Annotated in this window: 15 protein-coding genes; 7 read left to right on the top strand and 8 right to left on the bottom strand. The window is 68.3% G+C overall.

Annotated elements, in window-relative coordinates:
- Nucleotides 1-64: 64 nt before the first annotated feature.
- From AC07PA_RS26945 to AC07PA_RS26915, 7 genes are read right to left on the bottom strand one after another with little or no spacing between them, the layout of a single operon-like run.
- Nucleotides 65-877 carry a hypothetical protein gene (locus AC07PA_RS26945; protein WP_494609422.1) on the bottom strand — a complete coding sequence of 271 codons (813 nt, stop codon included), beginning with the start codon at nt 875-877 and terminating at the stop codon, nt 65-67.
- Nucleotides 874-1407: a hypothetical protein gene (locus AC07PA_RS26940; protein ID WP_494609423.1), complete on the bottom strand. Its 534-nt coding sequence runs from the start codon at nt 1405-1407 to the stop codon at nt 874-876. The genes AC07PA_RS26945 and AC07PA_RS26940 overlap by 4 nt, the downstream gene beginning before the upstream one ends.
- 11 nt (nt 1408-1418) lie before the next feature.
- Complete coding sequence (locus tag AC07PA_RS26935; protein ID WP_494609424.1) at nt 1419-2378, bottom strand: hypothetical protein; 960 nt, start codon at nt 2376-2378, stop codon at nt 1419-1421.
- Between the two features lie 3 nt (nt 2379-2381).
- Nucleotides 2382-2822 (bottom strand): hypothetical protein, encoded by a 441-nt coding sequence (locus tag AC07PA_RS26930; RefSeq protein ID WP_145698131.1) that lies wholly within the window; start codon nt 2820-2822, stop codon nt 2382-2384.
- Nucleotides 2819-4204: a hypothetical protein gene (locus tag AC07PA_RS26925; RefSeq protein WP_494609425.1), complete on the bottom strand. Its 1386-nt coding sequence runs from the start codon at nt 4202-4204 to the stop codon at nt 2819-2821. Before AC07PA_RS26925 ends, AC07PA_RS26930 begins: the two co-directional genes overlap by 4 nt.
- A 2-nt stretch (nt 4205-4206) precedes the next feature.
- The gene (locus AC07PA_RS26920) at nt 4207-4443 is read right to left on the bottom strand and encodes a hypothetical protein (RefSeq protein WP_494609426.1); all 237 of its coding nucleotides are present in this window, start codon (nt 4441-4443) and stop codon (nt 4207-4209) included.
- A gap of 16 nt (nt 4444-4459) precedes the next feature.
- Nucleotides 4460-6754 carry a portal protein gene (locus AC07PA_RS26915; protein ID WP_494609427.1) on the bottom strand — a complete coding sequence of 765 codons (2295 nt, stop codon included), beginning with the start codon at nt 6752-6754 and terminating at the stop codon, nt 4460-4462.
- Between the two features lie 269 nt (nt 6755-7023).
- Between AC07PA_RS26915 and AC07PA_RS26910 the strand changes: the two genes are divergently transcribed.
- The 3 genes from AC07PA_RS26910 to AC07PA_RS26900 all read left to right on the top strand — a co-directional run bounded on the left by AC07PA_RS26910 (nt 7024) and on the right by AC07PA_RS26900 (nt 17255).
- Nucleotides 7024-7848 carry a sulfotransferase gene (locus AC07PA_RS26910; protein WP_494609428.1) on the top strand — a complete coding sequence of 275 codons (825 nt, stop codon included), beginning with the start codon at nt 7024-7026 and terminating at the stop codon, nt 7846-7848.
- 29 nt (nt 7849-7877) lie between these two features.
- Entirely contained in the window at nt 7878-12767 is a 4890-nt protein-coding gene (locus AC07PA_RS26905; RefSeq protein ID WP_494609429.1) for a beta strand repeat-containing protein, read from the top strand.
- Between the two features lie 261 nt (nt 12768-13028).
- On the top strand, nt 13029-17255 hold the full coding sequence (locus tag AC07PA_RS26900) for a DUF4347 domain-containing protein (protein ID WP_494609430.1): 4227 nt from the start codon (nt 13029-13031) through the stop codon (nt 17253-17255).
- Nucleotides 17256-17296: 41 nt separating this feature from the next.
- Here the strand turns inward: AC07PA_RS26900 and AC07PA_RS26895 are convergent, their stop codons facing one another.
- Nucleotides 17297-17617 (bottom strand): hypothetical protein, encoded by a 321-nt coding sequence (locus AC07PA_RS26895; protein ID WP_494609431.1) that lies wholly within the window; start codon nt 17615-17617, stop codon nt 17297-17299.
- Between the two features lie 436 nt (nt 17618-18053).
- Here AC07PA_RS26895 and AC07PA_RS26890 point away from each other — a divergent pair, with 436 nt between their 5' ends.
- The 4 genes from AC07PA_RS26890 to AC07PA_RS26875 all read left to right on the top strand — a co-directional run bounded on the left by AC07PA_RS26890 (nt 18054) and on the right by AC07PA_RS26875 (nt 23102).
- Nucleotides 18054-19604 carry an acetate--CoA ligase gene (locus tag AC07PA_RS26890; protein WP_494609432.1) on the top strand — a complete coding sequence of 517 codons (1551 nt, stop codon included), beginning with the start codon at nt 18054-18056 and terminating at the stop codon, nt 19602-19604.
- Between the two features lie 125 nt (nt 19605-19729).
- On the top strand, nt 19730-20872 hold the full coding sequence (locus tag AC07PA_RS26885) for an FAS1-like dehydratase domain-containing protein (RefSeq protein ID WP_145698139.1): 1143 nt from the start codon (nt 19730-19732) through the stop codon (nt 20870-20872).
- An 11-nt stretch (nt 20873-20883) separates the two neighbouring features.
- Nucleotides 20884-22089 carry a CaiB/BaiF CoA transferase family protein gene (locus AC07PA_RS26880; protein WP_494609433.1) on the top strand — a complete coding sequence of 402 codons (1206 nt, stop codon included), beginning with the start codon at nt 20884-20886 and terminating at the stop codon, nt 22087-22089.
- A 29-nt stretch (nt 22090-22118) separates the two neighbouring features.
- The gene (locus AC07PA_RS26875; RefSeq protein WP_494609434.1) at nt 22119-23102 is read left to right on the top strand and encodes a Bug family tripartite tricarboxylate transporter substrate binding protein; all 984 of its coding nucleotides are present in this window, start codon (nt 22119-22121) and stop codon (nt 23100-23102) included.
- The last annotated feature ends 109 nt before the right edge of the window (nt 23103-23211 follow it).

Raw genomic sequence — 23211 nt, 5'->3', positions numbered from 1 at the left:
GCGTGGAAAACGCCCGGCGCATCCAACAGCTCAAACCGGGACCAGTCCATCACCGCGCCTTTGCCTACAGTTCAGGCCGGCCATTGCGCACCACGTACTGCGGGCCATTGGCATCTCGGACCACCGCTCCGTCGCGCGGCGCGGACGAGAGCGGCCGGTTCAGCTTGGCGCCGGTGCCTGCCAGCGAGCCGGGGCCAGTCCCTCCATTGGCGACGGAGCCCATGGGCTGCAGAACCGCCTCCGTCCCAGGGCGCACACTTGGCCGCTCGGGCTGCGGGGCACTGCCGCGTTGGAAAGCCGCGACCGCATCGAAGGGCGAGCCGCCGCCCTGCTCCACCGCCACGGCGCTGGCTTCGGCCCGGTCGTTCAGGGCGAACTGCCGCTCTCCACGCGCATGCGCGTCGAGCTTGCCCGGGTCCAGGAACAGCGTGTACAGCCGCTGCAACGCCTGGGCGCCTTTCTCGCGGTCGTAGGCGGCGCGCTCCAGCGTGGTGGTGGGTGGGGCAGCGCCCATGTCACCAGCGCGGTCGTAGCGGGCAAAGTCGCCCGCGGTGGGTGCCACCGCGTTCATCACGGGCATGCCAAAGCCCACGTCGGCCAGGCGCAGGCCGGCGTCTTCATCCATGGCACGCACGCGGTTGACCAGGTCCTGCCGCTGTCCAGGGGTCTGGGCACGGGCAGCTTCTTCCATCAGGTTGAAGCCTCCGCGGCTGCCCACACCACCAGCACGCCCGGCCATGCGCTCCGCAGTCTGCTGCTCTTGCAGCTGCTGCAGGGCGCGCTGCGCCCGCAGTTTTTCTTCATCGGCAGCCATGGACGACATGCCGGCGCCCACACCCTGCAGCGTGCCGCCCAAGAGGTTGGCGAAAAAGCTCATTGCATACCCCCTTGCGCCATCTGCGCGAGATTCATCCCTCGCGGACCTGGTGCTGGTGGTGGCTGCTGGCCGCCCTGCTGCTGCAACTGCTCGGGCGATGGCATCAGCCCCTCATCCGCGTCCATGCGCATGTACTCGGCGATGGACTCCTGCATCACCTGCTGCAGGAAGGGCTCCAGCTGGTCGTCGGGCACCAGGCCGGCGTCGTTGGCGACACCCGCGATGTCCTTCACCAATTGCACCCCCGCATGCAACAGCACTGCCGGGTCCACAGGCTGGCCCGCCTTCTCCGAATCCATGGCCAGGAAGCGCAGCGTTTGCGTGCCCATGCGCACGGCAGCCTCCACAGGGTCGGCCTCCATCGCTTGGCGCCACTCCTGCGCCTGCTCGCCCATGATCTGGCGGGCGCGGCCCAGCAGCATGTCGAACTGGGCTTGCTGCTGGGCGGTGGGCTGCTGCTTGCCGCCGGTGGTGCCGGTCGTGGGATCGGCCTCAGGTGCGCCCTGCTGGGCCATTTCGTTCAGGTTCATGGTGGTAGTCCTTAGGCGACGCGAATGCCGGAGGTGCTGTGGTACTTCTTCTTGGCGAACTCCAGCTGTTCCTTTTGGGCCTTGCTGTTGGCCGCGGAGGTCAGGCCAGCACCCACGCCCTGAACGATCGCGCCCATGCCTTTCTCGCTGGTGGCCATCTTTCCGAGCCGGTCGAAGAAGGTGCCGGCCTCGGGAGCCGCTTTCGCTGCGGTGACTGCGCTCTTCGCCGCCGAGTCGAAGGCAGACATTCCTGCCTCCTTGGCCGCAGCCTGCGCGGCGGCCTTTGCCCCCGCAGCGTTGGCGCTGGTGGCTGCTGGGGCCACCGGACTGGCCGCCGGCGCGGAAGCCGCTGGAGCTGCTGCTGCGGGCCGCGAGGCGCCGGACAGGTCGGCCGTCCTGGATACCTCCGCGATCTCCTTCGTATCGGTGCCGGTAACCTGTGTTCCCTTCATCAGGCCCACACCCTGGGTAGATGTCGGAGTGGCCGCGGCAATACCCACGCCATCCGATGCGAGCTTGCCCCCCGCTGCCTGGTTGGCCAGGTTGAACGTGTTGTCAGCCATATCGAGACCGTTCGTCGCCAGGAGGGAAGATGCGTCGCTGGTACTGCTGAGCGCCGAGAAGCCATCCGACACCAATCCGCCAGCCGCATTGAACACGTTGTCAGCTGCGTCCAGACCGTTGACGGCCATGGCCGAGGAAGCATCAGTGGCCGCAGCTGCTGCATCCGCCCCGCCCCCACCAAACCCACCATTTACCGCGCCGTACACCGCCCCGGCAATGTTCGCGATCATCACCAGGTCTTCCCCGAACACCTTGGAGGCCGCCTTGTTGATCTTGTTGTTGAGTCCTGTCACCTGAAAAGCCACGGACGCAATGGCGGTCACCGCGGTAGCAGAGATGCCGACAGCAGTGCCGATGGCCGCAGCGGCGCCGGTGTAGGACAGAAGGATGGGAACGATGATGGCCATGGATCAGCTCTCCAGTGCGGACACGTAGGCCGTGCCCATGACGTCAAAGCCGCGGCGGGCCATGACCTTGGTGAATCGGGTGGGGTCGGCGATGCCGGCGTAGTCGTGCACCACCAGCTGCACCGCGCGCATGCGGATGGCCCAGTCGCGCAGGGCGGCCAGCAGGCGCAGACCCGAACCGTCCTCGGCGAACCACAGCAGCTCGTAGGCCGTCTGGCGGCGGTTGAAGAGGCCGGGCTGCACGATGCCGGCGATCAGGCCGTGCAACTCCCCGCCGGACTCGCTCACGAACACCGCGCCGGCCAGGCCGTGGATCACGCCCAGGAACGACGCCTGGACGTGCTCCAAGTCCACGGGCTGGTGGGCGAACTGGCTGGCCGCATGCTCACGCAGGGCCAATGCCACCAGGCCGGGCAGGTCATCGCGGGTGGCGCGGCGGATCAATTCGGACCTCCTGCTCCGCCACCTGCATCGCCGTCTGGCACTGAGGGTGCCGCTGGTGATGGTGCCGCTGTCGGAGGCGACGTCGGCATGGCAATGAGCAGCCAGCTGTCCGGCGTGATGCCCAGGTACGAGGCCTGGTTCCCCAGACTCTTGTTGGTCATGGACACCACGCTGTCGATGGCTTCCCTCTTCTGCTCCGGCGACATGTCGCTGGTCTGGATGCGGAAGATCTTGTCAGTGCCGTCGTTGCGCAGGTTGGTGAGCGTGTTGCGGCCGTCCAGGGCCGTCTGCTGGTTGGTCTTCTTTGCATCGGCGTCGATCTGCATCTGGGTGCGCAGCACGCTGGTGTCGGGCTGCACGCTAGCTGCGCGCGATGCCGCCTCCAGCTGCGCGATCGCCATCTGGTTCTGCGCCGCGAACTGGTCCCGGGCCGACTGGTAGCCGTTCTGGACGGCATCGCGCTCCAGCGTGAGCTGCTGCTGGCGGTCCAGCATCTTGTACTCGCGGTCGAACTGCTGCTGGGCCGCCCACTCGTTGGCCTGCACGTTGAAGTCGGCCATGTAGGCGTCGCGCACGAACTGGTTGTTGTCGCGCGCAAAGGTGTTGGCCGTGTTGGCGTTGAACTCGCCGGCGCGCGCATAGGTGCTGGCGTCCTGCTGGGCAATGGGCATGGCCGCGTCGTACATGGCCGAGTCGGCCGCGGTCAGGGCCATCGAGCTATTGAGCAGGCCGCGCGTGTTGGCCGTCTGCAGCGCGCGGGCGCGGGCCTGCTGCATCAGCGGGCTGTCGTCGGCAATGATCTGCTGCAGCTGGCTGCGCACCGTCTCGTTGGGCGCCACGTCCCAGCGCGTCGCGCCCTGCAGCTGCGACAGGTTGATGCCCGTGGTGGGCGGCTTCTTCGTGCCCTTGGTCCAGCCCTTCTGGGCATCGTAGGTGTAGTCGTGGTAAGGCTTTTCGAGCCCGCCCTGCGTGCCGTAGCCGCCGATGGCCGAGTCCTCGGCCGACCAGCCGTAGATCTGGCCGAACTGCTTTTGTGTCAGGCCCATGCCGCTGGCCTGCTGCGCCGCCTCCTGGCTGGTCTTGCCCACGGACCACTGGCGCGCCGTGCCGATCTCGTCGGCGGTCAGGTCGCGCCCGCCCTCCCAGCCCGAGGACACCGAGGCCGCAGCCACGGCGGGCACGGGCGCGGGGGCTGGCGTGGATGCCGAGGTGTAGGCGCCTGCATCGGGCGTGCTGCCCCAGGCCTGGCGGGCCAGGTTGAACTGGTCCTGCGTCACGCCGAAGTTCTTGGCACCGGAGTCGAAGATATCGGCATCGCTCATGCCGCCGGCCTTGGCGCTGTTGTAGGCCGTGGTGATCTGGTCTTGCGTGTATCCCGCCATGGTCAATATCCTTTGCTGCGGTCGGCGGTGCCGCGCTGCTGCGCCTGCAGGGCAATGCGGCCGGGCAGGGCAAGCAGGGCCTGCAGCTCCTGGATGGCGGCCTGCGCGGCGCGTATCTCGGTGTCGCTGGAACGCACGGTGGTGCACACCGTGGTCAGCTCGGCCATGCGCTCGGCGGCGTAGGCCTCCACACCGCGCCAGACGGCCGTGGCGGGGTTGATCTGCTCCATCCAGCTCATGTGAAATTTCCTCCGGTCATATCCCCCTCCCGTTCATGGCGGCGAACTGCATCTCGGCGTTCAGCATCTGCGCGCGGTTGTCGCGGTCGGCCTGGCGGTCGGCCAGCACGGCGCGGGTCTTTTGCACCTCGAAGGCCTGGCGGCGCTGCACCTCGGCCTGACCGGTGCGCTCGCGTGCGGCGCTGCGTGCGGCGTCCAGCGCCATGCGCTGCTGCGCCAGCTCGCGCTGGGCCAGGCTTTCCTCGCGGCGCAGCTGAAGGCGGGCCTTTTCCAGCTCGCCCTCCATGGCGGCCTGCTCGCGCTGCTGGGCCACACGGTCGGCGCCGGGGTCGCCCTTACCGCCCTGGCCCGGGGGCTGCTGCGCCTCGGCCTGCTGCATGCGGGCGATCTCCTGCTCGGTGGGCAGCACGCGGTCGGGGTCGAGCTTGAAGGCGCGCGCAAACTCGCGCATCAGCCGCATCTGGTTGCTCGGCGGCAGGCCCATGGCCTGCGCGGTCTGCATGAAGGCCTGCAGTCGCTGCGCCTGGCCCTCCAGCTCCACCAGCGCGGCAATGCCCAGCGCGCGCACGCGGCTGTCGCCCTTGATCTCGGCCTTCTCGCTGTACTGCATGTTCCAGTCGAAGAAACGCGTGATCAGCGGCGTCACGATGTCGTCGTCCCAGTTGCGCACCGCACGGCGCACCCACAGGTTGGCCGCGTTGTAGGCAATGCTCGCGCCCGTGGCGCTCTGCATGTAGTTGGGCGCCTCGCTGCCCTGCAAAAAGGCCGGCAGCGTGCCCACCTCTTCGATCAGCTGCTTGCTCATGCCGAAGATCGCCTGCAGCTCTTGCAGCCGCGCGTCGATGGCGATGAACTGGATGCCCTGGCGCGCGTCCGAGCCCGGGCGCTTGTTGCGCCAGAACTTGCCCGGCGCCATGCGCCAGGAGCCGTCCACCGGCTCGATGGCCTGGTCGTCCACCACCACCTGGGGCAGCACGCACAGGCCCATGTTGTCGTGCATGGCACGGAACGCGCTGTTGGCGCTCTCCTGGTTGTCGCGCACCTCATACGGCATGCCAAAGCCGAAGATGCTGGCCTCGTCCATCTGCCAGGTGAACACGCTGTAAGGGTGCTCGTTGCTGTCGAGAGGGTTCAGCGCCGCCTTGAGCACCTCACCCTGGCTGCCGAACCAGACCACGCCGGTGTAGGTCTTCAGGGGGTCGTCCTCCACCGCGCAACCGCAGTCGGCCAGGTCCTGCGCGCTGATGGGGCCGTGGTACTCCCACACCTCGTAGCGCCGGTCCTTGGCGCCGCTGGCGCCGCTGATGGCGCGCAGCCGCTCGCGGTGGTTGTGGGTGGGCGTGGTCGGTTCGGCGCCCAGCATGCGGCGCAGCGCGTCGGCGTCCACATCGGGCATGTCCTGCAGGTCGGCCGCCTCCTGGCGCGTGAGGTAGTGGCGCTCGAACACGAACTCCGCCTCGCGGATGTGCGTGCTGCTCATGTCGGGAAAGAAGTTCCAGATGTCCACGCGCGATGCCTGCGGCAGCGGCTTGCGCGTGAGGCCCATCACATACGCCCCATCGCCCTGCTGCGCCCAGCGCTTGATGGTGCGGAACATGGGCACCGGGCCCTTGATGACGCCCGTGCCATACAGCACCGCATCATGGATCACGTCGCGCGCATGGCGCGGGTAGCTGCATTCGGCCAGCTGGTCGTCGATCTCGCGCTGCATGGCATCGCAGCGCTTGGTGGCCTCGTCCAGCATCTGGCCGATGGCCTGCTGGATGCCGCCGGCCGTGAGCATCTGCCCCTCAGGCGACTGCATGGGCGTGTCGGGCGGCAGTTGCCCGGCCAGGCCCAGGGCCTCGTCCAGGTCGGGCACGGGCGTGGGCTCGATCACATAGCTGCGCTCCTCGCTGGGGAACAGCATGTCGAACAGCCGCGCCTCCACCAGCCCGCACAGCCGCCGGGTCAAGGGCACGAAGACCCGGCTGCCGTACTCGCCCTCGTCGCCGAACATGCCCGGGTCATACTGCCCGTTGAACTGGCGCACGTCCTTGTACCAGCGCTCCTCGGTCACCTGGCGCTGCTGCACCTGCTCCTGCGCCAGGGTGAGCAGCCGCCGGCCCAGCGCGCCCACGCGCACGGCGCGGGCCTCGGCCTCGCGCCGTTGCTGCGCGGCATCGGCCTGGCTCGCCTCGGCCAACAGGGCCACCACTTCGTCGACCCCCATGGCACCGCTCGCGACCAGGGCGGTGATGTCGTCGGCGACCTGGCTCGGCAGCCCCTCTGCAAGGGCTGAGGGCGGATAGGAAAGCGGTGAAATAGGCATGCCCGCAGTGTTGCCAGGCGGGGCGCGCCGGACAACGCGCGGCATATATGCAGGCGGGCCTCGGCCCTGCCCCTACCTCGGTAGGGTTTACCACTTGGTAAGGCCCCGCTACAACCCGTGTCATGTGTTGCCAATCATTGGCGGCGCTGTCGGCAAGCCTGGCCCCGCATCGCCAGGCTTGGCGCCTTGAACATACACGTGAAAAAAACGCAACGGCGCCCGCATGGGGTTGCGCGGGTGCGTTTCGTTTTCTGGGCCTCTGGAAATTTGTGCACAAGTACCACTTCATCACCGGCCTGCCACGCGCAGGCTCCACCCTGCTGTCGGCCCTGCTGCTGCAGAACCCGCGCATGCACGCCGGCATGACCAGCCCGGTGGGCGGCCTGGTCTCGGCCAACCTTCGGTTGATGAGCGCGGGCGGGGAGTTGTCACTGATGATCGACGCGCCCCTGCGCAAGAGGATCCTGCGCGGGCTGTTCGATGCGTTCTATGGCGACATCGATCGGGAAGTCATATTCGACACCAATCGCCTGTGGTGCGCCAAGATGCCCATGATCACCAGCATGTTCCCACAGGCGAAGATGATCGCCTGCGTGCGCGACATCCCCTGGATCATGGACAGCCTCGAAAACCAGCTGCACAAGAACCCGTTCGAGAACACCAAGCTGTTCGCCAGCGAGGCCGAGCGCCTGACCATCTACAGCCGCATGGCCGCGCTGGCCCGCCATGACCGGCTGATCGGCTTTCCCTGGGCGGCCCTCAAGGAAGCCTACTACGGCCCCCATGCGAGCAATCTGCTGCTGGTGGACTATGACCTGCTGGTGCGCGCGCCGCAGAGAGTCCTGGAGCTGGTCTACCACTTCATCGGCGAGCCCTGGTTCGACGGCCATGACTTCGACAACGTCGAGTACGACGCGCCGCAGTTCGACGAAGCACTGGGTATGGCCGGCATGCACCAGGTGCACCGCAAGGTGGCGCCCCGCGACCGCCAGACCCTCCTGCCGCCCGACATTGTCGAGAAGTACCAGGACATGGCCTTCTGGCGCACCGACACCCGCAGCGCCGCCAGCGTCATCAAACCCACCACGCATTGATCGACTGACCGATCCACGAAAGCCCACGCATGGCACTCGCCTACACCAGCGGCCAGACCCTCTGGTCCTACTCGAACACCACCGACAACTCCAGCGCCACCACGGCCCGGTTCATTGATCTCGATGGCGATGGCGACCTGGACATCTTCATCGGCGTGGAGAAGGCCGCAGGCAACCAGCCAAGCCAGATCTGGAAGAACGACGGCGCCGGCAACTTCAGCCTGCACCAGAGCCTGCCAGCGGCGCGCATCGTCCAGTCATGGCTGGTCAACCTCGATGCCGATCCCGAGCTGGAACTGGTCACCCGCTCCTACCAATCGCCCTTGCAGATCTGGCAGAACAACGGCTCCGGCACCTTCACCGCGGCCGGGACCATCGGCAGCGGTGTGCAGACCGCCAATATCGCCGACCTCGATGGCGACGGCGACCTGGATGCCTTCGTCGGCATCTTCCAGGGCAACTACGCGGTCTACAAGAACAACGGCTCCGGCGCATTCACGCTGTCGTCCAGCCCGGCGAAGGTCTCGGACCCCCAGGCGGTGACGCTGGTGGACCTGGACCGGGACGGCGACAAGGATGCCGTGGTCGTCGAAGACAACGCCGTGCGCATTCTGACCAACAATGGCAGCGGCGTCTTCACCCAGCACAGCAGCTTTGGCGACGCCTTCGGCGGTGCTGCCCTGTCGGCGGACCTGACGGGCGATGGCCACGCCGACGCCCTGGTGAGCGGCGTGAACGGCGCCAGCGCCAACCTCACCCTGTTCCAGAACAATGGCAGCGGCGCGCTGGGAACCCAGCTGCATGCCTTCACCCGGGCCGAGGCACCGAGCACCTTCGCCGACGTGGATGGCGACGGCGACCTCGACGGCCTGGGCCAGAAGATCATGCTCAACAACGGGGCCGGCGCGTTTTCCGACTCCGGGGTGGTGCTGCAGGACCCGGCCTTCATGTACCAGGGCTCGCCCGTGACCGGCCGGGCCCTGGCGGCCGGTGACGTGGATGGCGATGGCGACACCGATGTGGCCGTGGCCTTCTATGCCGGCGACTGGACGGTTCCCCTCTACGCGGGTGCCGTCAAGCTCTACCTGAACAATGCCGTGCCCGCCACCAATGCCGACGGCACCCTCACCGCCGGCACCGGGGTGAGCGAGCCCGTGGGCCTGCCCAGCACCGCGGACACGGCCGCGGAAGCGGTCGACGTGTTCGACTTCAAGCTCACCGACGGGGGCGGCAGCGACGGCCTGGCGCTGGGGGTATCGCAGCTCAAGGTACATACCTCGGGCACTGGCGACTTCAGCAAGGTGACCTGGCGCCTGAGCGGGCCCGACGCAACCAACGTGGTGGGCACCTACAACGCCGGCACCAACGAGATCACTTTCGCGGGGCTGGCCATTTCCGTGGCCAACGGCGGCAACGAGACCTACAAGGTCAGCGGCTTCTACAACAACCGCACCGGGCTCACCAACGGGCAGACCTACATCCTGTCCATCGATGGCGATACCGACGCCACCCTCACGGCCGGAGGCACCCGCATGGCCAGCGGACAGGCCGCAGTCACCAACGGCGCGGGCAGCGCCGTCAACCTGGTCAACGAGGCCCCCACCAACATCGCGCTCTCGGCCAGTACAGTGGCCGAGAACACCTCCACCGCCACGCCGCTGACCATCGGCGCGCTCACCACCACCGATGTGAATGCGGGCGACAGCTTCACCTACAGCATCGTGGGTGGTGCGGATGCGGGGCTCTTCGCCATCAGCGGCGGCAACCTGCAGTTCCGGGCCGGCACCGTGCTCGACCACGAGGCCCAGGCCAGCTACGCCGTCACCGTGCGCAGCACCGATGCGGGCAGCCTGAGCGTGGACAAGGCTTTCACCGTCACGCTGACCAACGTCAACGAGGCCCCCACCGTCGCCACCCCCCTCCCCGACCAGGCGGCGCAGGCCACCCAGGCCTTCAGCTTCGCCTTCGCCTCCAGCGCCTTCGCGGATGTAGACGCCGCCACCACGCTGACCTACACGGCCACGCTCGACGGCGGCGGCGCCCTGCCGGGCTGGCTCAGCTTCAACCCCGGCACCCGCACCTTCAGCGGCACCCCGGCCGTGGGTGATGCGGGCACACTGCAGGTCAAGGTCACGGCCAGCGATGGCAGCCTGAGCGCCAGCGACACCTTTGCCCTGGTGGTCACCGCCGCCCCGTCGGTCAGCAGCATCGTGCGCACAGGCGGCTCGGCACTGACCAATGCCACCAGCGTGGACTACACCGTCACCTTCAGCCAGCCGGTGAGCGGCGTGGACACCAGCGACTTCACCGCGACAGGCGTCGGTGCAACGGGCAGCGTGGCAGGCATCAGCGGCTCGGGCAGCACCTACACCGTGACGGTCGGCAGCGTGAGCGGCGACGGCACCCTGCGCCTGGACCTCAATGGCAGCGGCACGGGCATCCAGAACGGCTTGGGCATGGCCATCACGGGCGGCTACACCGCAGGCGAGGCCTACACCATCGACACCGTCGCCCCCGCAGCCTCGTCCCCACCCGATCTGGATACCGCCAGCGATACCGGTGCCTCCAGCACCGACAACATCACCAGCACGATTACCCCCACCTTCACCGGCACGGCCGGGCTGAACGCGGACGTGACCCTGTACGACACCGATGGCACCTCGGTGCTGGGCAGCACCACCGCCGATGGCGCGGGCAACTGGTCCATCACCAGCATTGCCATGGCCACGGGCGCGCACACGCTGACCACCAAGGCCTCGGACGCGGCGGGCAATTCGAGCGCGGCCTCGCTCAGCCTGTCGGTCACCATCGATCCCACGGCGCCAGCCTTTGCCTCGGCCACGGTCAACGGCAACCAGCTGGTGCTGACTTATGCCGACGCGGGCACGCTCGGTGCGGTCAATACCCCCGCGCCCGGCAGCTTCACCGTGATGGTGGGGGCCACGCCCAATGTGGTCACCGCGGTGGCCGTGAATGCGGCGTCACGAACGGTCACGCTGACCCTGACCACGGCCGTGACCAACGGCCAGGTGGTGACGGTGGCCTACACCGACCCCACCGCCGGCAACGATGCCAGCGCCCTGCAGGACGCGGCCGGCAACGATGCCGCCACGCTGGCAGCCACGGCCGTGACCAACAACACCCCGGCCGACCCAGGCCCCGCCAGGCCGCCTGCCACCCCCATCGACGGCGTGCCCGTCACCACCGAGCCCGGCCCCGGTGGCTCCACCATCATCACCATCCCGGTGGTGGTGCCCACCCGGCCCGATACCCCCGGCACTCCCTCGCCCCTGGCCGACATCCCCCTGGTCACCTCGCCCAGCGGTACCCCCATCGTCTCGGTCGGTGTGCCCACCGGGGTCGGGTTGCAGGCCGAGGGCCTGACCACCACGACCACCGGCTCGGCCGCCCTGGCAGAACTCGGGTTCCGCATCGAGCGCATTGCCGGCGACAGCCCCGAGCTGACCAATGCCGGCCAGGTGTTCTACGCCACGCTCTCCCCCACCGAGCCGCTGAGCGTGCAAATCCTCAAGCCCACCATCGGTGCCGGCTACGACGGCTCCCGCCCCCTGGTCATCAGCGGCAGCACCAACCCCGCCGACGGCAAGCAGGCCATCATCATCGACGCCCGCGCCCTCCCCCAGGGTACGGTGATCCAGGTGGACCACATCGAGTTCGTGGCCGTGGTGGGCAACGTGCGCATCGTCGGCGGCGCGGGCCAGAACATGGCCAGCGGCGACAGCGGCAACCAGACCATCGTGCTGGGGCCTGACGACGATGTGATCCACGGCGGTGGCGGCAACGACACCGCAGGCAGCGAGGCCGGTGACGACCAGGTCTTTGGCGATGCCGGCGACGACATCGTGTTCGGAGGGGCGGGCAATGACCTGCTCTCCGGCGGCACAGGCAGCGATCGCCTGAACGGTGGCACGGGCTTCGATGTGGCGATCCAGGAAGGCGCCCGCACCGACTACACGTTGACCTTGGATGGGGCCGGCATCAAGCTGACCCACACCACTTCGGGTGTCTCGGACTGGCTGGTCGATGTGGAGCAGGTGCGCTTTGCCACGGGCCCAAGCCTCACGGTGGCGCACAGCGCGGCCGAGGAAGCGGCAGCCCATCTGTTCCAGAAGTGGCTGGGCCGCGGCCTCACACAGGGTGAAGGTGCCATCGTCCAGACCCTGGCCGGCCAGAGCGCCGAGCAGGTGGCCACCCTGTTCGCCCAGGTGTTCCCCACCCAGACGGCGGGCAAGACGGCTGCGCAATTGCTGGAAGGCATGGCCAGCGCTGGAGCCATCCGCGTGGATGCCATCCGTGAAGTCACGGTGACCGGGGACGCCGGCAACAACACCATCAGCCCCACGCTGGGCCTGGCTCGCTATGTGGACGGGGGTGCGGGCACGGATGCCGTGGTGATCCCAGCCACTCTGGGCCAGACCCATGTGCAGCACAACGCCAATGGGTCCTTCACGCTGCAGCGCATGACCGATGGGGCCATGCTGGGTGTAACGCGGGTCGAGCGGGTCACCTTCAGCGACACCAGGTTGGCGCTGGACCTCTCGGGCCATGCCGGCCAGGCGGCCAAGCTGCTCGGCGCCTTGGGCGGCCCGGCCCTGCTGAGCAACAAGGGCGTAGTGGGCGAGGTGATCCGCCTGCTCGATGCCGGGGCTACCAGCCAGACCATCGCCGGGCTGGGGCTGCAGTTGCTGGGGGCGAGCACGCCCACGCAGGTCGCGCAGACCCTGTGGACCAATGTGGTGGGCCGTGCGGGCACGGACAGCGAGCTCAAGATCCTCACCGACATCCTGGCCGGCGGGGTCTCTGCGGCCGAGCTGGTGGTGCTGGCGGCCAACCTGGAGGCCAATGCGGTGCGCATTGACCTGGTGGGGCTCACGGCCAAGGGCTTGGAGTTCGCCTGACGGCAAAGGGGATCGATTTCGCCTGAGGGCGAGGGGATCGAGCTCGCCCGGCCATGGCGCCGCAGAGCAATAAACACTTCGTTTGCCGCTTACTTTCTGGTAAAAGTGGACTGTCGCGGCCGATCACGCCCTGGGTTTCTCCAGCCCAGGCCGTAGTGCTGCGTCCCCGAGCCGAACGCCCGCGTGGGTATCCGGTCCCCCATGAGGTCTGCTGCCGCAGGTATCCGATCTCCTGGCCGCCAGAACGAGGATGCAATCAGCATGGCCTACCCTTTAGACCTGACCCACCCCACAAGCGCTCACAGCCCCGTGCAGGTGGTTTTCATGTTCAACGACCTGCACGATGGGGCTGCGCTGGCGACAGCGGCCCCGCAGGGCGCAGAGGTCGTGGTGCTCGATGGCATGCGTGACGGTCTGGCGCAGATGGCCGGGCACCTGCATGGGCGCAGTGGCATCGGCGCCTTGCACGTACTCTCCCACGGTAGCCATGGCCGTCTGCACTGGGGTACCACCGTGCTGGATGCCGCCACCGCGCCCGGGCATGCCGACCTGCTGCGTGCCATCGGCAGTGCGCTTGCCGACGATGGCGACGTGCTGCTCTACGGTTGCCACTCCGGCGCGGGCCGGGAAGGGGCCGAATTGCTGCGCACGCTGTCCGACCTGTTCGGGGCCAACGTGGCGGCCTCCACCACGCTCACCGGATCGCCGCAGCTGGGTGGCGACTGGGTGCTCGGGCGGCAGCACGGCACCGTGCACACCCCCACGCTGGTGGGCCCCGCCTCCTATGCCGCGGTGCTGGCCGTGCCCGCAGACGAAAACTACGATTCCAATGGCGTCACCAACTTCTCCACGGCCAGCTTCACGCTGGATGGGATCAAGTACACGATCACGGGCACCGGCAGCTACACCAACCGGGTTTCCAACGACAGCAGCCTGTCGGGGCTCGGCAACGACGCAGGCGACTACTTTCTGCGCTTCGACCGGACCAACGTCTCGGGCATTTCCAGCATCAAGGTCGAGGCTGCCGACGGCAGCGCCTTCCGGCTCAATGGCCTGAGTTTCGGTGCAGCGGCAGATGGCAACATCACCGTCACCCCCGACGGGGGGTCGGCCCTGACCTACGCCAGCAGCGGCGCGACCATCCTGCAGCAGAACATCAATACCTCGGCCTATGCCCATTTCCAGAACATCACCGGTTTCACCTTCGCGGGAACGAACCTCTCCCTGGCCGTCGATGACCTGGATTTCGAGCCGGCAGTCGTATCGCTCGCGGCGATCACCGGCGCCACCTATAACGCATCGACCGGGATCCTGTCCGTCACCGGCACCAACCTCACCGGCGGCGGCAATGTCGATGTCGGCAAGCTCGCCCTCGCCGGCCAGGGCGGCGCCAGCTACACGCTGACCAGCAGCAACGTCAACGCCAGCAGCGCCACCGCCTTCTCGGTCACCCTCAACGCGGTGGACATGCTCAACGTCCACGGCTTGCTCAACAGCAACGGCGTCGCGGCGGTGGACGCTAACGTCTTCAACCTGGCGGCAGCGGCGGGCTGGCAGTCGGCGGCCGCCGCCGATGCCACCGGCAATGCCGTCGTCGTCTCCGGCGTGTCTGCCCCCACCATCACCAGCGCCACCTACAACACCAGTTCCCATGTCCTGACCGTCACGGGCACCAACCTGGTCAAGACCGACGGGGCCAGCAACGACGTCACGGTCAACAAGCTGACCCTCACGGGCGAAGGCGGCGCCACCCGCGTGCTGTCCACCTCGGCCAACGTCGAGGTCATTTCGGCCACCAGCTTTGCCGTGACCCTCTCGGGCGCCGACATAGCCGCGGTGGAGACGCTGCTCAACAAGGCCGGGACCAGCTCCACGGGCGGCACCACCTACAACCTGGCTGCGGCCGATGACTGGAACAGCGTGGTCACGGGCGGCAACATTGCCGACCTCACGGGCAATGCCATCACGGTATCCATCCCGGGGCCGGCGCCCACCATCACCAGCGCCACCTACAACGCCACCAGCGGCGCCCTGGTGGTCACCGGCACCGGCTTCACCGCCCTGGCGGGGGCCGCCAACGACATCGTCGCCAACAAGTTCACCTTCACCGGCGAGGGCGACGCAGAGTACACGCTGACCACCACCGCCAACGTGGAGATCACCAGCGCCACCGCCTTCACCCTGACGCTCAGCACGGCCGACCGCGCGGCCTTGAACCTGCTGGTCAACAAGAACGGCACCAACTCCACCAGTGGCTCGACCTACAACCTGGCCGCCGGCGAGGACTGGGCCGCGGGGGCCGATGCCGCCTCGGTGGTGGCCGACCTCACGGGCAATGCCATCACGGTCTCCAACGTGGCCGTGCCCACCGTCACCAGCGCCACCTACGACGTGGGCACCGGTGTGCTGGTGGTCACGGGCACCAACCTGCTGGGCAAGGCCGGCACCGCCAACGACATCGTGGCCAACAAGCTCAGCTTCACCGGCAAGGGCGGCGACACCTATGGGCTGACCGACACCGCCAACGTGGACACCACCAGCGCCACCAGCTTCAGCCTGACGCTGAGCGCCTCCGACAAGGCCTTCGTGAACCAGTTGCTGGACAAGACCGGCACCAGCGCCACCGACAAGACCACCTACAACATCGCTTTTGCCGAAGACTGGAACGCCGGTGCCGATGCGACCGTGGTGATCGCCGACCTCACCGGCAATGTGATCACGGTCGGTGGCACGCCGCCTGCATCGAACACCGTGGATGGAACGCCTGTCATCGTCACCACGGCCCCTGACGGCACCACCACCACCACGGTGCCCGTGGTCGCCAGCAACCGGCCCGACACGCCCGGCTCGGGCAGCGCGCTGGCCGACATCCCCATTGCCAAGGCCGCCGATGGCCACGCCCTCGTGTCCGTCAGCATCCCCGTGGGCGTGGGCCTCACGGCCGTGGGGCAGTCCGTCGGCACCACGGGCTCGGCTGCACAGGCCGAGCTCCTCAAGCGCATCGACGCAGCGGCGGGCAGCAATTCCGATCTGGCCCCCCAGGCGCAGGACTTCCTGGCCACCCTGGGCGCCAACGAATCGCTGGTGGTGCAGACCATCAAGCCAACCACCGGCGCAGGCTTCAACCCCAATGTGCCCCTGGTGATCAACGGCGGCGCCGCGGCCGGTGATGGCAAGCAGGCCATCATCGTCGACGCGCGCGCCCTGCCCGCGGGCAGCGTCATCCAAGTGGACAACGTGGAGTTCGTGGCCATCGTCGGTGCCGTGCGCACCATCGGCGGTGCGGGCCCGAACATGGCCGTCGGCGACAGTGCTGCCCAGTGGATCGTGCTCGGCCCGGGCAACGACACCATCCACGGCGGTGGCGGCAACGACGTGGTGGGCAGCGAGGCGGGCGACGACCAGGTGAATGGCGATGCCGGCGACGACATCGTGTTCGGCGGTGCGGGCAACGACCTGCTCTCCGGCGGTACCGGCAGCGACAAGCTCAATGGCGGCACGGGCTTCGACGTAGCCATCCAGGAAGGGGCGCGCGCGGACTACACCGTGACCCTGGACGGAGCGGGCATCAAGCTGACCCATACGCCTTCGGGCGTGTCCGACTGGCTCGTGGATGTGGAGCAGGTGCGCTTTGCGGCGGGCCCGAGCCTCACCGTGGCGCACAGTGCGGCCGAGGAGGCTGCCGCTTTCCTGTACCAGAAGTGGCTGGGGCGCGATCTCACGCAAGGCGAGGGCGCCATTATCCAGCCCTTCGCCAGCACATCGGCGCTGGAAGTGGCCACCTTGTTTGCCCAGTTCTTCCCGCAGCAAAGCGCGGGCAAGACGCCGACGCAGCTGCTGGAGGGCATGAGCACCGCAGGCAACATACGCGTGGATGCCATCCGCGAGATCACCGTCACGGGCAATGCGGGCAACAACACCATCAGCCCCACGCTGGGCCTGGCGCGGTTTGTGGATGGAGGGGCAGGCACCGACACCGTCGTCATCCCGGCCACGCTGGCACAGACCCATGTGCAGCAAAACGCCAATGGATCGTTCACCCTGCAGCGCACGACCGATGGGGCCATGCTCGATATGACGCGGGTGGAGCGCCTCACCTTCAGCGACACCAAGCTGGCGCTGGACCTCGGCGGCAACGCCGGCCAGGCCGCCAAGCTGCTGGGGGCCCTGGGCGGCCCGGCGCTGGTGAACAACAAGGCGGCGGTGGGCGAGGTGATCCGCCTGCTGGACGCAGGCGCCACCAGCCAGACCATCGCGGGCATCGGGCTGCAGCTGCTGGGCGCGCAGACGCCGGCCCAGGTGGCGCAGCTGCTGTGGACCAACGTGGTGGGCCGCTCCGGCACGCAGGCCGAGCTCAAGCCGCTGGTGGACCTGATGGCCAGCGGGGTCTCGTTCAACGAGGTGGTGGTGCTGGCCGCCAATCTGGATGCCACGGCTGCGCGCATCGACCTGGTGGGGCTGGCCAGCGAGGGGATCGAGTTCTCCTGAGGCCGCGCCTTGCGCAGGCAGGCAGGCATGCCTGGCCTGGCTCAGGCGCCGGATTTGCGCGGCGCACTGGCGGCGCCCTGCGTGGCGGGCGGCAGCAAGGCCACGGCGTTGCCCGGCGAGCGGCCCACTGCGTTGAAGCGCGACTGGTAGCCCCGCACCAGCTGCAGCAGCTGCGGGCAGGGCTCCCGCTCCGGGCCGCACGGCGCGGCCCAGCCGCCCACGGCCCAGTTGCAGCCACTGGCATCGCGTTCAGGCAACGCGATGAGGCGGGGCTCCACCACGCCGAATGTTGGCTGCTGCAGCAGCACCTCCTGCGCAATCAGCGATCGGAGTTGTTCAAAGGTCTTCAGCTGGCGGTTCATGGGCTGGCCGTGCCGGTGGGACGAAGCCGCCATTGTCGAAAATCCGCCCCACCATTGTCAAAATCACCAATCAATTGTTCATAGACAATTCTTTTTGACAAGGTGCGGGCGCAACTGCTGCCAGCGCCCGCGCCATCCAGTGCTCCCCATGGCCTGCGAGGCCAGCCCCTGGTGCGCCTGCCAAGCCGGGCGGCGGCAAGAGGCACCGCCGCCACGCGCAGCTGCCTGCGCCCACACGGCAGCTCGGCAGCCCGACGCCTCCCCCGTCTCCTCCCTGCCGCCCTCACCCCGTCGCCCCATGCGCGCACCCGGATAGCCCCGGCGGCGGCAAGCATCAACTCCATTGTTATTGTCTATGTACAACCAATAGTCTTATTTGACAATTTTTACCAGGATACCGAGACTGCATGCACCGCCACACAGAGCCCATGCAGCCATGAACCGACTTACCGACACCACGAGCTACGCCGATGCACAGAGCCACTTTTCGAGCGAGCGGCTGTGGGACCTTTTTGATGGAGACCGCCAGTCCTTCAACATCGCCCATGAGTGCGTGGACCGCCATGCGGGCCAGGGCCGCGATGCAGTGATCGTCTGCCGCACGGACGGCATGGACGAGAAGATCAGCTTCGACGAGCTGTCACGCGATTCCTCGCGCTTCGCCCACTTCCTTGAGGCCCGGGGTGTGGGCCGGGGCGACCGCGTGGCCATCATGCTGGAGCCCTCGCGCGAGTTCTACACGGCCATGTTCGGCGTGATCAAGTGCGGCGCCATCGCCGTGCCGCTGTTCACCCTGTTCGGGCCCGACGGCGTGCGCCTGCGGGTGGGTGATTGCCAACCCGCCCTGCTGGTCACCAACGAGGACAAGCGCGACGTGGTCGCCGGCCTGGGCAGCACGCCGTTCGAGGTGTTCAACGGGGGGCTGTGGCAGCGGCTGGCCGCCCTGCCCGGGCAGTACCAGGCCCGCTCGGCCCCTGAAGACCTGGCGGTGTTCCAGTACACCTCGGGCACCACGCGCGAGCTGCCCGAAGCCGTCAGGCACACCCACAAGGCCCTGGTCACGCTGATGGTGGCAGCGCTCTACGGCACGGGTCTGCGCCCGGGCGACCGCTTCATGTGCCCGTCGTCGCCTGCCTGGGGCCACGGGCTGTGGCATGGCACGCTGGCCCCGCTGGCGCTGGGCCTCACGGTGGGCAGCTACAGCGGCCGCTTCAACCCCGAGCGGCTGCTGCAGGCGCTGTCGACCCACCACTTCACCAACATGTCGGCCGCCGCCACCCACTACCGCATGGTGAAGAACTGCGGCAAGGCGGCCGGGTACAGCTACCACTTCGAGAAGCTGTCCTTCACCGGCGAGCCCATCGACGACGACACGGCCGACTTCGTGCAGCAGCAGTTCGGCCTGCCGGTGTGCAGCATGTACGGCACCACCGAGATCGGCGTGGTGCTGGCCAGCTACCCCGGCGCGGCGGATTTCCCGGTCAAGCGCGGCTCGCTGGGCAAGGCCGTGCCCGGCACCGTGGTCGAGGTGCACGACGACGATGGCAATGTCTGCCCGCCCGGCGTCACCGGCCAGCTCATGGTGCTGCGCCGCGGCCAGTGGGTGCCCACCAAGGACCTGGGCCGCACCGACGAGGACGGCTACTTCTACCACGGCGGCCGCGCCGACGACGTGATCATCTCTGCCGGCTGGACCATGAGCGCGGTGGAGATCGAGAACGTGATCCTGATGCACGAGCACGTGCTCGAAGCCGCCGTCATCGGGGTGCCCGACGCCATCCGGGGCCAGGTGGTCAAGGCCTTCGTGGTCTCGGACCGCGCGCACAGCGAGGCCTTCGTCCAGGAGGTGCAGAACCTGGTGCGCACCAAGCTCAGCCAGCACGAATACCCGCGCCACATCGCCTTCGTGCCGGAGCTGCCCAAGACCCCCGCCGGCAAGGTGCACCGCAAGGTGCTGCGCGAGCGCGAGGCGCTGGCCTGCGCCTGAGCAGCGCCGCACCCCATCCCCTTTCCCCATCCGTTTTCAGCAAGTCAGTCGGTCCATCAGTAAGTCAGTAAGTCAGTAAGTCCTCTATTCATCGATTCATCAACCACCACAAGGAGACTCCACCCATGTCAGCACGCCCCCAGCAACGCAGCTTTCCCAAGATCACCGACAGCGGCCTCGACGATCTGCGCGAACGCATCGGCGTCAAGATCGGCCAGACCGCCGAGCCCTGGTGCCACGAGGCCACGCGCGACAACATCCGCCACTACGCGCACGGCATCGGCGACGACAACCCGCTGTGGTGCGACCCCGACTACGCGGCCAAGACGCACTACGGCGGCATCGTCGCCCTGCCCAGCTTCCTGTTCGCCACCAGCCGCATCGTCTCGGGCTATGTGGGCGGGCTGCCGGGCGTGCACGCCATGTGGTCCGGTGCCGACTGGACCTGGCACAAGCCGGTGCGGCGCAACGACGTGATCTCCACCGAGGCCTCGCTCAAGGACCTGGTCGAGCACCAGACCCGCTTTGCCGGCCGCGCCATCCAGCAGATCTACCACGTGGACTTCTTCAACCAGAGCGGCGACAAGGTGGCCGAGGCCGACAGCTGGTGCTTTCGCACCGAGCGCGACCACGCCCGCGAGCAGGGCAGCAAGTACCAGAACGTGCGCGAGCGCGGCCCGCGCCAGTACACCGACGAGGAGCTGGGCGAGGCCTACAAGCTCTACCGCGACGAGGAAGTGCGCGGCGCCACACCCCGCTACTGGGAGGACGTGAACGTGGGTGACGAGCTGCCCACCATGTTCAAGGGCCCGATGACGGTCACCGGCTTCATCGCCTACGCCCAGGGCTGGGGCGGCCTGTACATCCGCGCCAACAAGCTGGCCTGGAAGCTCATCGACGCCCACCCGGGCGTGGGCATCAAGAACCGCTTCGGCATCCCCGACGTGCCCGAGCGCGTGCACTGGGAAGAGGACTTCGCCCTGGAGGTCGGCGCCCCCGGTGCCTACGACTACGGCCCCGAGCGCACCTCCTGGCTCACGCACCACCTGACCAACTGGATGGGCGACGCCGGCTTCCTGCACAAGGCCAGCTGCAAGATCCGCCGCCACAACCCCGAGGGCGACATGCTCTTCATCAAGGGCAAGGTCACGCGCAAGTTCCAGGAGAACGGCCAGCATCTGGTGGAGATCGAGCAGCAGGCGCACAACCAGGACGGCGAACTCTCCGTGCTGGGGGGCGGCGTGGTCGTGCTGCCCAGCCGCGGATGAACCCCAGCGCCATGCAAGGCTTCAGCGGCGCCACGGCGCTCCAGGGCCTGCGCGTCGTGGACCTCACGCGCGTGCTGGCAGGCCCGCTGTGCACCCAGATGCTGGCGGACAACGGCGCCCTGGTGGTCAAGGTCGAGCCGCCGGGCGGCGACGAGACCCGCCACCTCGGCCCGCCCTACGACGCCATGGGCCACAGCGCCTACTTCGCCGCGCTGAACCGCGGCAAGAAGGCGCTCGGCCTGGACCTCAGCCAGCCCGAGGCGCAGGAGGTGCTGCACCGCCTGCTGGCCGATGCCGACGTGCTGGTCGAGAACTTCCTGCCCGGCACCATGGAGAAGTGGGGCCTGGGCTATGAAGCCGTGCTGGCCGCGCGCTACCCGCGCCTGGTCTACTGCGCCATCTCGGGCTTCGGCCGCGACGGCCCGCTGGGCGGCCTGCCCGGGTACGACGCCGTGCTGCAGGCGCAGTGCGGGCTGATGAGCATCAACGGCGAGTCGGCCAGCGGCGCCACGCGCATGGGCATACCCATCGTGGACCACCTCACCGGCTACGTCGCGCTCACCGGCATCCTCATGGCGCTGTGCAGCCGGCACGGCAGCGGCAAGGGGCAGCGCGTGGAGGCCACGCTGTACGACACCGCGCTCAGCCTGCTGCTGCCGCATGCGTCGAACTGGTTCGCCTCGCACCAGGCGCCGGGCCTGCTGGGCAGCGCGCACCCCAACATCGCGCCCTACGACAAGTTCCAGGCGCGCGATGGCCACGTGTTCATCGGCATCCTCAACGACAGCCAGTTCCGCCGCTTCGGCCAGCACCTCGGACAACCCGGGCTGCCCGAGGACCCGCGCTTTCGCACCAATGCCGACCGCCTGGCCAACCGCCAGGCGCTCAAGGCCGTGATCGAGGCGGCCATCGCCGCGTCGGACTGCGGCCCGCTGTGCGAAGCGCTGATGCGCGTGGGCGTGCCCGCCGGCGTGGTGAACGACGTGCCCCAGGCCCTGGCCCAGGCCCACTGCGCGCACCGCCAGATGGTGATACGGCAGGGGCCGTTCACCGCGCTGCGCACCCCGGCACGCCTGTACGGCACCCCGGCGTCGCCGGGCACGCCGCCACCGCGCTTTGGCCAGCACGCCGACGAGGTGCTGGCCGGGCTCGGATTCGACGAAAACCAACGCAGGGACTTCTACACCCGGGGCATTGCCCGTACCCTTCCCTTGTGATCTGCAGACAAAAAAACCAGGAGACAAGCATGCGATCCATCGCTGCCACCATTGTTGTGACTGCGGCCAGTCTGCTGTGCCCGTGCGCCCCTTCGGCGCAGGCACAGGCACAGCCCCCCTATCCCGCCAAGCCCATCCGGATCATCGTCGCCTACGCCGCCGGCCAGGGCACGGACGTCGCCACCCGCTACCTGGGCGAGCAGCTCGGGCGCGAGCTGGGCCAGCCCATCGTGGTGGAGAACAAGGCCGGCGCGGGCGGCATCCTCGGCACCGAGCTGGCGGCCCAGGCCGCGGGCGACGGCTACACCCTGACCATGGGCACCAACGCCACCCATGTGCTCAACCAGTTCCTCTATGCCAAGATGCCCTTCGACCCCGAGAAGGACTTCGAGCCCATCGCCATGGTGGGCACCTTCCCCATGGTGCTCGCCGCCGGTGCCGCCACCCCGTACCGCACCATCGGCGACGTGCTGGAGGCCGTCAAGCGCACGCCCGGCTCGGCCGACATCGCCATGCCCAGCACCTCGGCCCGCCTGGTGCTCGAGTTCCTCAAGGAACGCTCGGGCGCCCCGCTCTTCGGCATCCCATACAAGGGCTCGGGCAGCGCGATGACCGACGTGCTCGGCGGCCAGTTGTCCGTGACCATCGACACCCCGCTCGCACTGCGCCCCCACCTCGCAGCCGGCAAGCTGCGCGCCCTGGGCGTCACCTCGGCCACCGCCAGCAACCTGGCACCCGGCGTCAAGCCCGTCGCCGAGCAGGGCCAGGCAGGCTTCGAGTTCGTCGCCTGGAACGCGCTGTACGCCCCCAAGGGCACGCCAGCGGACATCACGCGCACGCTCAATGCGGCCGTCAACAAGGTCCTGGCCAGGCCTGAGGTGCGGCAGCGGCTGCTGGACCTGGGGTTCGAGCCGGCCGGGGGGAGCGCGGCTTATCTGGGGGTCTTTGCCAGGAAGGAGCGGCAGCGGTGGGGGCCGATCATCAAGGCGGCGGGGATCAGGGCGGATCAGTGATCTGTGGTTTGTGTTTTTTGGATGGCGTGCCTTGGTTGAGGGCGGAGGCCGGGATGTGCGCCCGGCGGCGCACCTTCTTTCTTTTGCGTCGCCAAAAGAAAGAAGGCAA

This window comes from Acidovorax sp. GW821-FHT09B03, from assembly GCF_059418305.1.
The sequence above is the reverse complement of the archived record's forward strand: the minus strand, read 5'-3'. Positions and strand labels throughout refer to the sequence as shown.

Bases quoted from the DNA above. Each gene is read 5' to 3' on its own strand.
- AC07PA_RS26945 (WP_494609422.1), bottom strand. From the start codon at position 877: ATGAGCTTTTTCGCCAACCTCTTGGGCGGCACGCTGCAGGGTGTGGGC.
- AC07PA_RS26940 (WP_494609423.1), bottom strand. From the start codon at position 1,407: ATGAACCTGAACGAAATGGCCCAGCAGGGCGCACCTGAGGCCGATCCC.
- AC07PA_RS26935 (WP_494609424.1), bottom strand. From the start codon at position 2,378: ATGGCCATCATCGTTCCCATCCTTCTGTCCTACACCGGCGCCGCTGCG.
- AC07PA_RS26925 (WP_494609425.1), bottom strand. From the start codon at position 4,204: ATGGCGGGATACACGCAAGACCAGATCACCACGGCCTACAACAGCGCC.
- AC07PA_RS26920 (WP_494609426.1), bottom strand. From the start codon at position 4,443: ATGAGCTGGATGGAGCAGATCAACCCCGCCACGGCCGTCTGGCGCGGT.
- AC07PA_RS26915 (WP_494609427.1), bottom strand. From the start codon at position 6,754: ATGCCTATTTCACCGCTTTCCTATCCGCCCTCAGCCCTTGCAGAGGGG.
- AC07PA_RS26905 (WP_494609429.1), top strand. From the start codon at position 7,878: ATGGCACTCGCCTACACCAGCGGCCAGACCCTCTGGTCCTACTCGAAC.
- AC07PA_RS26900 (WP_494609430.1), top strand. From the start codon at position 13,029: ATGGCCTACCCTTTAGACCTGACCCACCCCACAAGCGCTCACAGCCCC.
- AC07PA_RS26895 (WP_494609431.1), bottom strand. From the start codon at position 17,617: ATGAACCGCCAGCTGAAGACCTTTGAACAACTCCGATCGCTGATTGCG.
- AC07PA_RS26890 (WP_494609432.1), top strand. From the start codon at position 18,054: ATGAACCGACTTACCGACACCACGAGCTACGCCGATGCACAGAGCCAC.
- AC07PA_RS26885 (WP_145698139.1), top strand. From the start codon at position 19,730: ATGTCAGCACGCCCCCAGCAACGCAGCTTTCCCAAGATCACCGACAGC.
- AC07PA_RS26880 (WP_494609433.1), top strand. From the start codon at position 20,884: ATGCAAGGCTTCAGCGGCGCCACGGCGCTCCAGGGCCTGCGCGTCGTG.
- AC07PA_RS26875 (WP_494609434.1), top strand. From the start codon at position 22,119: ATGCGATCCATCGCTGCCACCATTGTTGTGACTGCGGCCAGTCTGCTG.